The sequence below is a fragment of the Thalassoglobus sp. genome (assembly GCF_048270125.1).
Taxonomy (GTDB): domain Bacteria; phylum Planctomycetota; class Planctomycetia; order Planctomycetales; family Planctomycetaceae; genus Thalassoglobus.
On record NZ_JBLWTN010000049.1, the window covers coordinates 1 to 14,679 of the forward strand.

Consider the following 14,679-nt stretch of genomic DNA (forward strand, 5'->3'; position numbering starts at 1 on the left):
CTAAGAGGCTGTGACCTAAGAGGCTGTGACCTAAGAGGCTGTGACCTAAGAGGCTGTGACCTAAGAGGCTGTGACCTAAGAGGCTGTGACCTGCGAGCGAATGAGTGTCGTCACCCAGAACGAATACCTTCGGCTTGCACTGAAGACGATACTTGAAAACGAAAAGGCTGAACTGTCAAAACAGTTCAGCCTTTTTTCATGCGCTCATCAGAGTCCCGGAACGGGTCTCTCTTGACTACGGAAGTCGGCAGCAATGTGGGTTGCATGGTGGAGCGTCGGAGGGTGGACAGGCCCCACCCATCACAGGGAGCGAACCGCCGGAGACACGCCCCGCAGGAGCGCTGATCAGTTTCTCCAGCTCTTGTGACTGGCAAGATGGGCAAACTGGTTTCTCCTGTCCACGAACAAAAACTTCGACTTCTTGCTCACACTTCTGACAATGATACTCAAACGTTGGCATGTTTTATTTCTTTCTCTTCAATGTCGCTCGCCTCGAAGAAGTTCGGCGACGACGAATGATGATACGGGATTCGATGATTTCCGCTTAAATCGATGAAGGCCTTGTCGATATGGTAAAGCATTTTCGAATGCTTCTCCTGCTCCTGGAATTCATTTTCAGGACTTCTTCAGGACTTCATAGTCTGCTCACGACGAGACAAAAAGTCAAAACAAATTATGGCCCCGCGCAAGTGGAAGCAAATTACTCTTTCGGTACGAACTTAAGTGAAACAGAATTGATGCAATATCGTTGACCGGTCGGTGTCGTTGGAGCGTCGTTAAAGATGTGGCCAAGATGGGAATCGCATCGCGCACATGTCACTTCAACTCTTTGCATTCCATGTGATTGATCCGCTGTCAACTGGACGCGATCTTCAGCCTTGGCCGCGTAGAAAGCAGGCCAGCCACAACCAGAGTTGAACTTTGTCTCGGATTCAAAAAGTTCCAGATCACAGGCAGCGCAGTAGTAAACTCCCGGCTCAAAAAGCTCATCGTATTCGTTTTGAAAGGGTCGCTCAGTCCCCTTCCCCCGCAGGACGTAATACTGTTCGGGAGAGAGCAGTTCTCGCCACTCCGCCTCGGTTCGTTCGACTTTATCTAACATGAAATTCTCTCACCGATGAATTGAATTCGATCTCAACTGAAGTTTGCGTCAAAGATTGGAACGATGAACTTTATCAGGGCAGAACAATAATATGCATCGCTACATGAAATTATAGAGCACACCTGTCAGTTTCTCCTGCTCAGATGCCCCAGCGGATTCGCTCCCGCCGAAAGGATTCGCAGACTGTGTTCGACTGTGACGGAGTGCGAAACAAGAAATCAGCAAACTTTGATGAACCTTTGAAAGAAAGTTGATAGACTAAATCCCTGAACATGAGTGTGGACAGAAGGTGTTCATTCTCATTGCCTCCTTGCTCCGAACTAAAGTCGGAACTTTTCCATCAACTCGGTGTTTGAAATTTGCAGTGTTTAATTTGTGTTGCTATTTCTGCAGGGCCAAACCAGCAGGCTCACTGTTGAACATGGTATGATCAAAAGCTGAGTTCCCCCACATTTCAGGAGTCTTGAACAATGCCAAATCCCACCCCACAAAGCCCCACTCCGATCGTTTCTCGACGCAAGTTTCTTGAAGCCGCCAGCGTCACCGCAATCTCTGCGACTCTTGCACCTTCCCTCTTTGCGGCTCCCAGCCGATCCAGTAAAGCAGAGACAGCTGTCCAGGAATTCTATTCGTCGCTGACCGATCAACAGAAGTCACAGATTTGCTTCCCCTATAACCATCAGTTACGCAGTAAAATCAGCGCCAACTGGCACGTGACGAAACCGACGATTGGTCTCGATTTCTACACCGACAAGCAACGAGCGATGATCAACAACGCCATTAAAGGCATGACTTCGCAAGACGGCTACGAACGTCTCCAAAAGCAAATGGATGAGGACGACGGCGGTGTCGACTTCTACAGTGTCGCAGTTTTTGGTGATCCATCAGAGAAGAAGTTCGAGTTCACTTTGACCGGACGTCACCTCACCATGCGAGCTGACGGGAACAGTGCTGAAAAGGCCGCCTTCGGTGGACCTATTGTTTATGGTCACAGCGAAGAGAATCCTGACCAAAATCTGTATCACTACCAAACAAAGCAGACCAACAAAGTCTTCGAAGCGCTCGATACCGATCAACGTAAAAAAGCGTTGATTGGCAAAGCACCGCGTGAGACCGATGTTCATATTCAACAGGCGAACGGCAAATTTCCAGGTCTCATTGTTGGCGACATGAGCGATGACCAGAAGAAACTCGTCACTGAAAGCCTCGATGTCCTGCTCGCCCCTTATCGAGAAGAGGATAAAGCTGAGGTTCAGGAAGTCCTGAAGAGCATAGGCGGCACAGACAAGCTGCGAATGGCCTTCTATCAACAAGGAGACCTCAAGTCCGATAAAGTCTGGGACATTTGGCGTATCGAAGCCCCTGGCTTTGTCTGGCACTTCCGTGGTGCTCCGCACGTCCACGCGTACATCAACATCGCTGCGATTTCGTAATCGCCGAGCATGTCAAAAATGAAAAGCGGAGAAGTTGACTGAACGTCGACTTCTCCGCTTTTTTTAATCACGTATTTCATCGTGCTGCAACACGAATCATCGCAACTCATGAAAGATTATTTCTTCTTGAGTTCTGCTTGAATTGCATCGACAACTTCTTTTTCATCGGGTTGGGTTGATGTTGCGTAGCGAGCGACAACTTCACCGTTACGGCCGATGAGGAATTTCTCGAAGTTCCAACCGATGGGACCAGCTTTCTTGGGCTTGGTTTCTGCTGCTGTCAATTGCTTGTAAACAGGCGATGCGTTCTCACCATTGACATCAATCTTCGACATCATCGGAAAACTAACGCCGTAATTCGCTGTGCAGAATTCACGAATGTCGTCGGCCGTCCCCGGTTCCTGCTTTCCAAATTGATTGCAAGGAAAACCAATCACAACTAAACCATCATCCTTGAAAGTTTCGTAGAGGTCTTGCAAAGCTGAGTATTGCGGAGTCGCGCCACATCGGCTTGCGACATTGACCACCATGACGACTTTCCCTTTGTACTCTGAAAGGTCGACTTTTTTTCCTTCGAGTGATTTCACTTCTTGATCAAGCACAGTTTTCTTTTCTTTCTCTGCCAAGACAGATTGAGTTCCAACAAACAAAGAGCCAAAGATCGCACCAACAGCAATGAGTGATAGCAAGTGTTTCATAAATTCCTCAGTGAGTGAAATTGATCTTGAATGAGAATTCAAAGTTGTGGACTTCGTTGCTCTCAAAAAACGCTGCAAGACTTCAAAACCCTGGCGATTCAGTTTGCAGTCATCGAGAGCGAGTCCGGGCCTTTACCTGGCCATATCAAATTTTACCACCTGAGACGAGAATTCAACACTCACCGACAAAAGAAATGAGTCGAAGCACCGCTGCGAAGTTTTGAGCCGTAGTGGGAAATCAGCAGAGAGCCTTAGTCGAATTCTTGATACTGTCGAAGAGACCTTCCCATGTGTGAACGCTTGCCACAGCGGAGACCGTTAGCCCAGCTTCAATTGCGGCCGCTTCAGTCACCGGGCTGATGACAGCGAATTTGGGAGACTTAGCGAGGTCAAGTTTGGCAAGTTGCTCGGCAACACTCCGTGCGATTGTGGGACTGCTCAGAGCAATCCAATCAACTTCCCCGTTGGTCAATGCGTGGATTGCGACTTCGTCGAGTTGCGAAATTTCATGATGCTCATACACAACAAGACTCTCGAAATCAGCTCCGACGGAACGGAGAATTTCCGGGAGAACTTCGCGCCCACGATTGGCACGTGCCCAGAGCACTTTTTTGCCTGCAACATGTTCTCGAAGTGCATAAGCCAACTCTTCACCTCGGTAGACTTCAGGAATCAGATCCGCTCGAAGAGAATACGATTCAAGCCTCTCCGCCGTTGCAGGTCCGATGCAAGCAATTTTCGCATGAGCCAGAATTCGACTATCTTTTCCGAGTTCCCAGATGCGATTGAGAAAGGCATCGACACCATTGACGCTGGTCAAAATGATCCAGTCGTACTCTTCAATCGACTCAATCGCTCGGTCAACCTTCGTCCAATCTTCAACCGGACGAATCTCCATAGTTGGCATCAAAATAGGACGCGCGCCGAATAAGTGCGCGAGTTCAATTGCATTTTCAGCTTGGTGAACCGGTCGAGTAATTCCGATTGTCATCCCAGCTAATGGAAGAGATTCAAACCAGTTGATCTCGTCTCGCTGAGTCACACAATCGCCAACGATGATTAAAGACGGCGGTCGTAGCTCAGCAGCTTTGACGAGACTGGGGATTTCCGAGAGTGCCCCCGTGACCGTCTTCTGCAATGGTGTACTGCCTCGCGAGATCACTGCGACACGAGTTTCGCTTGGCATCCCATTTTCGATCAACGAAGCGGAGATCGCAGGCAGGCGATGCAATCCCATGTAGAAGACCAGAGTCCCCGGAAACTTCGCCAGCTCACTGTATTTGAGCATCAACTCCGGTTTTTGAGGATCTTCATGCCCGGTGATAAAAGCGACAGCTGAGGCCTTCTCGCGGTGAGTCAGTGAAATCCCTGCATACTCCGAGGCAGCAGTCGCCGCGGTGATGCCGGGAATGACTTCGAAAGGGACACCGGCATCGGCAAGAGCTTTGGCCTCTTCGCTACCACGTCCGAAGATAAAAGGATCGCCCCCTTTCAGGCGAACCACGATCTTCCCTTCCAGTCCGGCAGCAACCAGACGGGCGTTAATCTCTGCTTGGTTGAGCGTCCGCTTCCCGTTTGCATCTGCTCGGCTGGTTCTCTCTGCTGTCGCTTTTGTATGTCGGAGCAAGAGTGGATTGACAAGGCCATCATAAAGGACAAGGTCTGCCTCTTCGAGACAACGTTTCCCTTTCAATGTGAGCAGACCAGGATCACCCGGCCCCGCCCCGACTAAATAAACCTTACCAAGCGGTGTCATACGTTTGAATTTCACTCTAGAGCATCTTTCGAACTGGTTTGCAGGTTCTGCCTCGTGGCGAACAGCATTTTTACTGGAGAAATGCGTTCTTCACGGGCACACGGTAGAGCAAACTGCTCTAGCAATATTGAATTGATGTTCACGTTCTGTCCCGTGGAAACGAGTGGTTCATCGAATGAAAAGCACTCTTCACGATCACGAGAAACACGAAAGTGTTTTAGAACTGACCCTGAAACCTGAAATCACGCTCTCAAGCATCGAGAAAAGCGGTGATTCCAGAGGTTTTCGGACTGGTTCTAAATTTATGTTATTGAACCGATTCTATAGAGAATCGATTCCCTTCAAAGTCCATGGCATCGAAGACATGAATCCCAGGTGCGGGAGTACGGATTTTATCCACGTTGACAGCCACGGAGGATAACCTTGAATGCCATTTTTCCAGATCATCAACGGAAAGTACAAATTTCGGGGCATCGAAACCGAAGTCGCATTTTCCCCCTGAGTGCAAAGCCAATTTGCAGGCACCTGTGTCAAACGTCACCCAATCCAGCTCTTCAACATTGGAGAGATCGGCAGGGAACAGAACCGGCAGCCGCAGGAAATCACGATAAAAGGAGACCTGTCGGCCCATGTCCTGGACATACAGAATCACCTCATGCAGCCGAAAATTGATCATTCGATTTCGATCCTCTGCGATAGGTGTTTGACCAGCTCCTTCTGAAATCGAGTGCGAAACGAAACTCAACAGCCTATTTTCTGATCACTCATCCTTCCATGCGTGATTTCATAAACTTCAAGCCTTCTTTGGCAAGGTGTTCTTCAGTCGGGAACATTCGTCGCCAGATGCAGGTGGCCGCTGCAAGTTCAGGCAGCGCCAGACCGAAGGCTTCAATCATCAGCCAGCCATCGTAGTTGACCTCTTTCAACGCCGCCCAGTTTTCATCCCAGTTCACTCCTCCTTCACCGGGAGTGGATCGATCATTTTCAGAGATGTGAACATGAACCAGCTGATCGGCACAGGCTTTGATCGCTGCCGACGGAGACTTCTCTTCGATATTCGCGTGGAATGTGTCGTACATCATCTTAAGATTCGGATGATTCACTTCGCGAGTGAACCGTGCGGTATCTTCAGCACAGTTCAGGAAGTAGCACTCAAAACGGTTGAGATATTCAACAACCAGGGTGACATCATTCGCCTGAGCATAATCAGCAGCTTTGGCGAGCGATTCCTGCCCCCACTTCCATTCTTCGTCAGTTCGACCACGTCCAACGAATTGCCCCAGAGCGGAGTGAATCGGTCCGAGCAAATGTGTACAGCCCGAAGCTGCGCACATGTCGATTGCCTTTTTGAGTCGATTGACACCAGCTTCTCGAATGGCAGCATCTTCAGAAATTGGATTCTCTTCAGGAGTACAAACCGTCACAGCTGTGCGCCCAAATTCTAACTCGTCGAGTTTCGCTCCAATTTTTTTGTATGCCGCTTCATCCATTTCGAAAACCGGCAACTCGACACCATCGTATCCCCACTCTTTGATGTTCTCGAGAGTCGGAAAAATGGATTCGTCCACGCTAGACGTCCAAAGTAACAAGTTTAATCCGTATTTCATGGGCTCTTCTCCACTATCGATGATGGACCGCACGCAAGATGATTTCTGTCGATTCAGAGTGCATTGGAATGGAAATCATTATTTCGGTCAATGACTGGCCTGTCGAATTCCAAGCCACTGTTGACTTCTCAATTCAATAGGCATCATCATAGATTGAAGAATCGCTGCAAGTCTGTCACGAAATTGAATTGAAACCACACATGAGTTTTCCGAATGCAACACGACGGGCATTTCTTTCCGAGATGGGCCTGGGATTTGGAAGCATCGCATTGGCGAGTATGCTTCAGAACGAGTCTCGAACTGCAGAGGCGATGACAGAGAAGCTTTCGCATATTGCGCCGAAAGCAAAGAGCGTGATCTGGCTGTTCATGATCGGCGGAACGAGCCATATGGAATCGTTCGATCCGAAACCGATGCTGAATAAGTATGCCGGAAAAACGGTCGAAGAGACTCCATTCAAAGATGTCCTGAAATCTCCCTTTTTGGAAAACGAACGGGTCGTCGCCTTTGATCCGAACAATGGATTCATTCGCAATGAATTGTATCCGCTGCAAATTGGTTTTCAAAAACGAGGCGAAAGCGGTTTGGAAATCAGCGACTGGTGGCCGCACGTTGGGGAGTCGGCTGATGATCTTTGCCTCGTGCGATCAATGTGGACTGAAGACAGCAATCACGGTGCCCAGTTACAGTTCCATACGGGGCGGCATCGCATCGACGGATTCTTCCCGACGATTGGATCGTGGGCAAACTACGGACTCGGCTCGCTGAATGAAAATCTACCTCAGTTTGTAGTGATGGGGACACCGATCGCAGATTGCTGCGGCGGGATGGAAGCTCATCGTGCGAACTATCTCGGTCCGCAATACGATGGTGTTCCACTGAAAATTGATCCGAACGATCCACTCCCCTTCGCCAAACCGCCTCAAGGTGTTTACCAAGAGGAGCAGGCTGGCGAATTCGACCTGCTTCGCAAACTTAACGGCATCACCGCCGAGCAGTATCCGGACGACGAATCGATCCGCGCGAGAATGAAGTCATACGAACTCGCATTCCGCATGCAAACGGCAGTCCCGGACGTTGTTCGCTTCGACGAAGAAACCGAAGAGACGCAAAAGCTGTATGGGCTGCCTCAAAAAGAGACAAAAGATTTCGGCCAGAAAATGCTGACAGCCCGCAGGCTTGTCGAACGTGGCGTCCGGTTTGTGCAAGTCTATCATGGCAGCAACGGAGGGGCCGGAAGCTGGGACTCACACAAAAGTCTCAAGTCGAGTCATTCCCGGTTATCAAAACAGGTCGACCAACCGATCGGAGCGTTGCTTAAAGACCTGAAACAACGTGGGCTCCTCGATGAAACACTTGTCGTTTGGGGAAGCGAATTCGGTCGAACACCCGGTTCGCAGCATTCTGACGGACGCGACCATCATCCGTATGGATTCACTGTCTGGATGGCTGGCGGAGGAATCAAAGGTGGGATCGCCCATGGAAAGACGGATGAAATTGGTTTTCACGCAGTCGAAGATCGTCACTATATCACAGACTTACATGCCACGGTTCTGCATCAACTCGGGTTGAACTCTAAAGAACTGACCATTCCGGGTCGCCAACGGCTGGAGAAAGATTTCGGACATGTGATCCACGAGGTCATTTCGTAAAGCGGATCGGACCGGTAAGATAAATATGAAATTGAGACATGCCCCTTCCATGGCGAGCCGAGTGATTCACCATCGATGGACTCGCTGTAACAACGATTGAGCGTTCACTCTCCAACAAATTTCATGGTTTCCTCAACAGACTCACATCCCTCCCGGTAGCTGGATTCATCTCATGCCTCGCCTGTTCCTCTTCGCTTTAGCGATCAACATTTTCTTCAGCCACGTGGCATCCGCACAGGTTCAGTATCGCGGTCTTCTGGAACAAACGGAACGCAACAGTCCGAGCGTCCCGGTTAAAGAATTCCAACTGAACTGTTTTCCAACGAGCGAAGACTCCCAGACTTTCTTTTATCAAGTCGAAGAAAGCCGCCCAGCTTTGCCCTGGATTGAACAAATCGGAACAGTTTCGCCAGCAGACGATTTACTTGCTTCGAATGGAATCGCGCTCGGCTACCGACATTTAGACCGTGGATATGTTCTGCCGGTGGCACTCCCCTTCTTTCCACAGCATGACCAACTCCAAAAAGGAGCAAGCTGGAAGGATGGTCAGGGCGAATTCGAAGTGAAGGGAGAGAAAACAATCAACGGACATGCTTGTTGGGACGTCAGGGCGACAACAGGAATTGCGCGGCATCATCAGTTGTATGTCAGAAAAGATTCCCCTCTCATTCAGTCTGGCACACAAACAGTCTTTATGGGTCCGGGAGATCGATTTCAGGTCCAGTTCCAAATCGAGTCCGAAGACAAAACAACAGACATCGCAGCTCTCTCCAAACTCTTCCTTGAACTCAAATCATCAGTGAAACGCCAAGAGCACGATCGCTTTCAACCACTGACGAACGAGCAAGTGAAATCGCTTGCCCCAAAAGCAGCTGAAATTCTGGCAGCCGCAAAAGGAACACCGCTCGAAAAATTTGCGAAGGAAGTCAACGAGAACCTCGACACGCTGATGAGCCGACAAGGTCGCATTGACGGACTCGCTGAGGCAATGATCGGGAAACCGATTCCGAAGTTTACACTGAAAAACTTGAAGTCCGGTGAAATCCCATCCAGTTCGTTTGCAGGAAAAACAACTGTCCTCCACTTCTGGGACTACGCGAACCCGACGCTCGAACAACCGTACGGTCAGGTTGGCTATCTCGATTTCCTTCACAATCGCTGGGCTGGCAAAAATGTCCAGGTGTACGGAGTAGCTATTAACTCCGAACTGAACGACCCCCAAACTCAGGCAAAGGCCATCCGCAACATCAATCGCCTCCAACAATTCATGCGGCTCAGCTACGAACTCACTTTTGATGGCGGAGCAGCTTTGAATTCATTCGGAAACCCCACCCGAGTCGGCGAATCGCTGCCACTTTGGGTTGTGATTTCTCCAGATGGGACCGTTCGACACTATCAAACCGGATTCTACGAAGTCGATAACCGTGTCGGACTGAAACCGCTCGATGACGCGATTGAAGCTTCACAAAAATAGACCGGCTCACTCTACCATCGCTATACCGTGTGCCCGTGAAGAACGTATTTCTCAAGTAAAAATGCTGTTTGCCACGAGGCAGAACCTGCAAGCCAATTCGAAAGATGCTCTAAGGCACCGCTGAGTTGATTCGTTGTGCAGCTTGCACCGAATGTGGTTTGGTAGTGGAAATTCTTCCACATCCATCAACTTGGCTGGGCCTTCCTGGAAGTTTGGTTCTGCGACTGTCGATACCGTCAACGACAATTGCGTTCTTCAAGGCTTCAAAGTCCGCAGGCTGGTTGGTGAATAGCGCCGTCTTCCGTGGACACATTTCGTCAGCGTGCCGACATTCGCAACCTGGCACTTGGTTAGCTTGCGACTCCATTGCCTGCTCCCAGCGTTTCTGGAATCATCATTGAGTCAATCGGAAACAAAACGCGGAATCTCTTGGGCATTGTATCCAAAGTGCCTGTAAATTTTCTCCCCTGTTTCGCGCACAGGAAGATCGCAAAACAATAGGTGTTTCAACAACTGTCGTCTTGACGAGTATTGGCGGAAAGAATATTCTTTCGCTCATGAATCAATCTCAATCACCACCGCCTCCGTCAGTCCAGAAGCCAAAGTTTGACTCTCTGGAGCAGGAAGTCTTCCTGAATCTTTGGCGAACCTACGACCGGTTGAAAATTCTGGAAGAAGAAGCCTTTGGACAGGGAGGGCTCTCTGCTCAACAGTACAACACTCTGCGATTGTTGCAGTCGTCTCACCCGGCTTCGATCCCTACCCTCGAACTGGGAAGCCGTTTGATTTCCCGCGCTCCAGACATGACTCGCTTACTGGACCGTCTGGAAAAACAGGGTCTTCTCACTCGTAATCGCCGAGCGGAAAACCGTCGTGTTGTTGAAGTCAGTATTACCTCGAAGGGTTTGAAACTGCTCGATGAAATTCATGAAAAGATCCAAGAGTGTCACACACTTCAATTGGGCCACATGAGCAAGAAATCTTTACGACAGTTGGCCGAGTTGCTGAGACAGGCAAGGCGACCACATGAAGATGCCGAAAACCCTTCGTTTGTCGATGGATAATTCTGACCACATAATTTTTGTTTGCAAAATCCCATAGGATTCAAGAAATGTCGAATGGCAAAAATCCGCATGTTGTCGTGATCGGAGGCGGTCCTGCCGGTGCCACAGTCTCAACACTCATCGCCCAGCAGGGGTACGATGTCGAATTATTTGAACGAGAGAAATTTCCTCGCTACCACATCGGCGAGTCTCTGATTCCTGAGACATATTGGGTACTGAAGCGGTTGGGAATGCTCGAGAAGATGAAGCGAAGCCCGTTCATCAAGAAGCATAGTGTTCAATTTGTGAACGCTTCGGGAAAGCAGTCAGCTCCATTTTACTTTTACGACAACAAGCCGCACGAATGCTCTCAAACGTGGCAGATTCGTCGCAGTGAGTTCGACACAATGATGCTGCGGAATGCAGAATCGCAGGGCGTCAAAGTCCACGAAGGCGCGAGAGTTCTCGACGTAATTCTTGAAGGGGAACGAGCCGTTGGAATTCAGGTTGTCACCGAAAATGGAGAGACCAGAACAGTCCGGGCGGATGTCGTCGTGGATGCAAGCGGTCAAAGCTCGCTGCTTATCAACAAGTTCAAACTGCGAGTCTCGGACCCCGTTTTAAACAAAGGAGTCCTCTGGAGTTACTTTGAGGGAGCATATCGAGATACGGGAAAAGATGAGGGGGCGACGATTGTCTTGAGTCTCCAGAATAAACAGGGGTGGTTCTGGTACATCCCAATGCAAGACAACATCGTCAGCGTTGGGGTCGTCGCCGATTTCGAGTACCTGTTCAAAGGGCGAGAAAATCATGAAACCACCTACGCCGAAGAGATGGAGAACTGTCCCGCTGTCATCGAACGTGTTTCCATGGGTAAGAAGATAGCCCCAGTCAAAGCTACAAAGGATTACACCTATCGAGCCAGCCGAGCAACTGGCGACGGCTGGGTTTTAGTTGGCGATGCGTTCGGATTTCTCGATCCGCTCTACTCTTCCGGGGTGTTGTTGGCATTGAAATCAGGAGAGCTGGCCGCCGATGCCATCGTTGAAGGATTACAGAATGGGGACACGTCTCAAAAGCAGCTCGGCAAATGGGAAGAGGGTTACGTCGAGGGAATGAACCGAATGCGTCGACTGGTGTGTGAATACTACGACGGCTTCAGCTTCGGAAACTTCGTGCGGCGATTTCCCCAGCATCGAGGAAGCATAACGGACTTGCTAGTCGGAGACTTGTTCAAAAAGGAACTCGATCAAGTCTTCGAAGACATCGACAATTTGAAACTCGAAGCAACCGTTGAGCAGTAGCAAACCTGTTGCCGTTCCGAAACCTTTTCCTCTCTCTGAAGGTGCACAATCATTTGAGTTTGAGCAAGTTACATTTCAGCTTCTGGCGTTCGATCTAAATCCGTTTTGAAAAAGATGTAGGCGGACAGTCTCGTGGACATGTCTGATTCATCATGCGAAAAGCTCTCTTCAAGGACACAAGAAACGCAAACTGCTCTAGGTCGAACAGGATTGGTCCTGACCTTGACACTGATTCCATGGCATCCTGGCAAGCATCATCCCCATTCCGCAGGTATCCGTGATGCCAGCGAACATCAACCCAGCCCCGACGAAGGCTGATATTCCAACGAAATACGGATGCACTAAGAGACCGAGCAGAGATCCGACTAACACCAGGAATCCTGCAACGATCCTGACTTGCCGCTCCAGCGACATCCCCTTCTTACCGCGAACGACCGGCAAACCAGCATTCACCCATGCCTCAGTTCCTCCTTCAACATTCACAACATTGGTGAAACCTGCAGCGATGAACTTCTGCTGAGCCTTCGCACCTCGAGCCCCGCTTTTACAGATGACATAAAGCGGGTCGTCCGCCGATACGTTTCGCCCCTTCATCACAGAACTCGGATCGAGAGCATCCAGAGGAACGTTCTGAGCCTTAGCTGCATGAACTTCGCGAAACTCCAACGGCGTGCGAACGTCGATAATTTCTACTTCCCCCTTTTCCTCACGCTTGAAAAGTGCTTGCACATCAATCACGGGGTTCTCTGCCATCTGTCCAACTCCTTAAAAGGTCTACATATCGACATGTCACACAATGGCGACATGATCACACAAAAAAACGCACTAGCTCTTCAAAAACCGATCTTCGACACATTTCATAATGTTGGCTAAATGTGGTTCAGCGACCTGGTAATAAACTCGTCGCCCTTCACGTTCACTTGTGAAAAAACCACACCGCTGCATGAGTCGCAAATGCTCCGAGGCCACGTTGTCTGGCACATCGGAATCCTCAGCCAACTCACCCACGGTGAAGCGACCATCTAACAACAACTGCACAAACCTCAGTCGCACCGGATGTGCAAGTATTTTCAAGCACTCTGCAGCCTCAACGAACGCCGCTGCATCACCTATTGGCTTCGATTTTTTCTTTGATTTCATCGCCACTACAAACCTCCTTTACAAATCATATCGTAACCTCGCGATATTTCAACTAAGTTCTTCAGAAGAATAGTTGATAAATGGAGGAACTCGACAGTCCCCGAATGCAGAGGAACAGCACCAGCGTGACGACCCAGAGGATCGCCGTCCAAATCATCCACTGTAGTGCCCAGGTTGCTTCTCTCCGCATTAAAATCGCCGACTAATCGCCTCCGCGTCAGCCATTGCAAGACCTTAAACAAATCGACAGAATTGAGTTGTATATCTCGTGGATACCGGCCTTGATGCGAGATGCCTCATTCCTTTCGGGTTGAGAGTGGGTGTTCTTTCGCTTCGCAACAAAAAAATCGCCACAACCTCAATTCGCATCAAGACTTCTTTCAATTCGGAAAACACGGTTAACGGCGTTGGGTGCCAAAGGCACAAGATGTTTTACCCTAGCCGATCAATTCACTCACGCTACTTTTGTCTTCAATTCAACGCACCTGGAGAATTCATCTTGTCGCTAAAGCGACCCAACCGAACAAGTCGGTCGGGCCACCTCTCGTGGGAAATATATTGACGACTTTCTCAAGTCTCTCTACACTAATGGTGTACATTTAGACACCACTTCGAATCCTGAAAGGGAGACACATGACTTATCTGAGATTCCGGAGCTCCGCCGACCCAGCTCTTGCGACTGAGTACGCTATTGCACTAGACACTGTCTCGTATATCGAGCCGCAATGGCACCAGCAAAGCTCGTCGGGCCAACTAGCGAGGCTCCACCCCCGACTTGATGATATGTCCTCCACCCTTGAGGCTGATGCAGTGGAGGATTACTTGCTGCGAGACCAAGATGGGGCTAGCCATTATTACCGCCTCGCAACCCCAGCGACCAAAGCAATAATCAAGGCACTCTGGGAGTCAGCGGTGTAGAGTCATCCATAGCCATCTCTCCAGTATGATCGGGTGCTGGAGAGCATGGCTTTGTGTTTGTGTTGGATTGTGCAATGGAATCTTGGAAACGGAGGTAGGCATTATGCATTGGTATGGTAGAGTAATTCAGAAGTAAATTATGGCAGTTTTAAACATTTCAGAGGGCCAAAATGGGAACCAAAGTCAACCATTCGAATTGTAGTACCGGTAGGGCAGGGCTCCCCTGCCGCAATGCAATGCTCGCGTACACTTTAAAGTTGTATGTTCTCAATCTGGTTCTTCGACGTGGTCTTCAATCTGACCAAAATCGACAGGGTGGCAGGGACAGTTTTCAATCGCGGCAGGGGAGCACTGCCATGCAGTCACTGAACAATAGTTACAGTCGTTTTCGACAACCTTTATGTGGCGTCAGGCGAAAAGAGCCTGGACTACTTCAGTAAGACAGAAAGTCTCTAATCGTCCGCGGCAGGGGGGCCCCAATATTGTTCGGCACGCTTTTTGCGCATTGTGGGTGGTATTGTAAACTCCGCGTTTTTGTGAGGGAGTGCAATG

15 protein-coding genes are annotated in these 14,679 nt (G+C 49.6%); 7 read left to right on the forward strand and 8 right to left on the reverse strand.

The window, feature by feature from the left end; translation table 11 throughout:
* A partial coding sequence (locus ACN0YR_RS24595; RefSeq protein WP_417851876.1) for a pentapeptide repeat-containing protein occupies nucleotides 1–156 on the forward strand: 156 nt, incomplete at its 5' end.
* Nucleotides 157–235: 79 nt separating this feature from the next.
* Here ACN0YR_RS24595 and ACN0YR_RS24600 read toward each other — a convergent pair.
* Both ACN0YR_RS24600 and msrB read right to left on the reverse strand, forming a co-directional pair.
* The gene (locus tag ACN0YR_RS24600) at nucleotides 236–460 is read right to left on the reverse strand and encodes an FmdB family zinc ribbon protein (protein WP_417851863.1); all 225 of its coding nucleotides are present in this window, start codon (nucleotides 458–460) and stop codon (nucleotides 236–238) included.
* 240 nt (nucleotides 461–700) lie between these two features.
* Entirely contained in the window at nucleotides 701–1,102 is a 402-nt protein-coding gene (msrB, locus tag ACN0YR_RS24605) for a peptide-methionine (R)-S-oxide reductase MsrB (RefSeq protein ID WP_417851864.1), read from the reverse strand.
* A 470-nt stretch (nucleotides 1,103–1,572) separates the two neighbouring features.
* Between msrB and ACN0YR_RS24610 the strand changes: the two genes are divergently transcribed.
* Nucleotides 1,573–2,535, forward strand: a complete 963-nt coding sequence (locus ACN0YR_RS24610; protein WP_417851865.1) for a DUF3500 domain-containing protein — start codon at nucleotides 1,573–1,575, stop codon at nucleotides 2,533–2,535.
* A 116-nt stretch (nucleotides 2,536–2,651) separates the two neighbouring features.
* On the opposite strand, the gene ACN0YR_RS24615 is transcribed toward ACN0YR_RS24610, so the two are convergent.
* From ACN0YR_RS24615 to ACN0YR_RS24630, 4 genes are all read right to left on the reverse strand, one after another.
* Entirely contained in the window at nucleotides 2,652–3,233 is a 582-nt protein-coding gene (locus tag ACN0YR_RS24615) for a glutathione peroxidase (protein WP_417851866.1), read from the reverse strand.
* Nucleotides 3,234–3,471: 238 nt separating this feature from the next.
* A complete protein-coding gene (cobA, locus tag ACN0YR_RS24620; RefSeq protein ID WP_417851867.1) occupies nucleotides 3,472–5,004 on the reverse strand; it encodes a uroporphyrinogen-III C-methyltransferase in 1,533 nt (510 codons plus the stop codon).
* A gap of 292 nt (nucleotides 5,005–5,296) precedes the next feature.
* Nucleotides 5,297–5,665 (reverse strand): VOC family protein, encoded by a 369-nt coding sequence (locus ACN0YR_RS24625; RefSeq protein WP_417851868.1) that lies wholly within the window; start codon nucleotides 5,663–5,665, stop codon nucleotides 5,297–5,299.
* 88 nt (nucleotides 5,666–5,753) lie between these two features.
* Nucleotides 5,754–6,596: a sugar phosphate isomerase/epimerase family protein gene (locus ACN0YR_RS24630; RefSeq protein ID WP_417851869.1), complete on the reverse strand. Its 843-nt coding sequence runs from the start codon at nucleotides 6,594–6,596 to the stop codon at nucleotides 5,754–5,756.
* A 200-nt stretch (nucleotides 6,597–6,796) separates the two neighbouring features.
* Between ACN0YR_RS24630 and ACN0YR_RS24635 the strand changes: the two genes are divergently transcribed.
* The 4 genes from ACN0YR_RS24635 (at nucleotide 6,797) to ACN0YR_RS24650 (ending at nucleotide 12,069) form a co-directional block, all read left to right on the forward strand.
* Nucleotides 6,797–8,248, forward strand: a complete 1,452-nt coding sequence (locus tag ACN0YR_RS24635; RefSeq protein ID WP_417851870.1) for a DUF1501 domain-containing protein — start codon at nucleotides 6,797–6,799, stop codon at nucleotides 8,246–8,248.
* A gap of 172 nt (nucleotides 8,249–8,420) precedes the next feature.
* Nucleotides 8,421–9,722, forward strand: coding sequence for a redoxin domain-containing protein (locus ACN0YR_RS24640; protein WP_417851871.1), 1,302 nt, complete (start codon nucleotides 8,421–8,423; stop codon nucleotides 9,720–9,722).
* 557 nt (nucleotides 9,723–10,279) lie between these two features.
* On the forward strand, nucleotides 10,280–10,786 hold the full coding sequence (locus ACN0YR_RS24645; RefSeq protein WP_417851872.1) for a MarR family winged helix-turn-helix transcriptional regulator: 507 nt from the start codon (nucleotides 10,280–10,282) through the stop codon (nucleotides 10,784–10,786).
* A 47-nt stretch (nucleotides 10,787–10,833) separates the two neighbouring features.
* On the forward strand, nucleotides 10,834–12,069 hold the full coding sequence (locus tag ACN0YR_RS24650) for an NAD(P)/FAD-dependent oxidoreductase (protein ID WP_417851873.1): 1,236 nt from the start codon (nucleotides 10,834–10,836) through the stop codon (nucleotides 12,067–12,069).
* 195 nt (nucleotides 12,070–12,264) lie between these two features.
* Here ACN0YR_RS24650 and ACN0YR_RS24655 read toward each other — a convergent pair whose 3' ends face one another.
* Both ACN0YR_RS24655 and ACN0YR_RS24660 read right to left on the reverse strand, forming a co-directional pair.
* On the reverse strand, nucleotides 12,265–12,822 hold the full coding sequence (locus ACN0YR_RS24655) for a rhodanese-like domain-containing protein (RefSeq protein WP_417851874.1): 558 nt from the start codon (nucleotides 12,820–12,822) through the stop codon (nucleotides 12,265–12,267).
* 72 nt (nucleotides 12,823–12,894) lie between these two features.
* Nucleotides 12,895–13,209 carry an ArsR/SmtB family transcription factor gene (locus ACN0YR_RS24660; protein WP_417851877.1) on the reverse strand — a complete coding sequence of 105 codons (315 nt, stop codon included), beginning with the start codon at nucleotides 13,207–13,209 and terminating at the stop codon, nucleotides 12,895–12,897.
* A 783-nt stretch (nucleotides 13,210–13,992) separates the two neighbouring features.
* On the opposite strand from ACN0YR_RS24660, the gene ACN0YR_RS24665 reads away from it, so the two are divergent.
* On the forward strand, nucleotides 13,993–14,127 hold the full coding sequence (locus ACN0YR_RS24665; RefSeq protein WP_417851875.1) for a hypothetical protein: 135 nt from the start codon (nucleotides 13,993–13,995) through the stop codon (nucleotides 14,125–14,127).
* The last annotated feature ends 552 nt before the right edge of the window (nucleotides 14,128–14,679 follow it).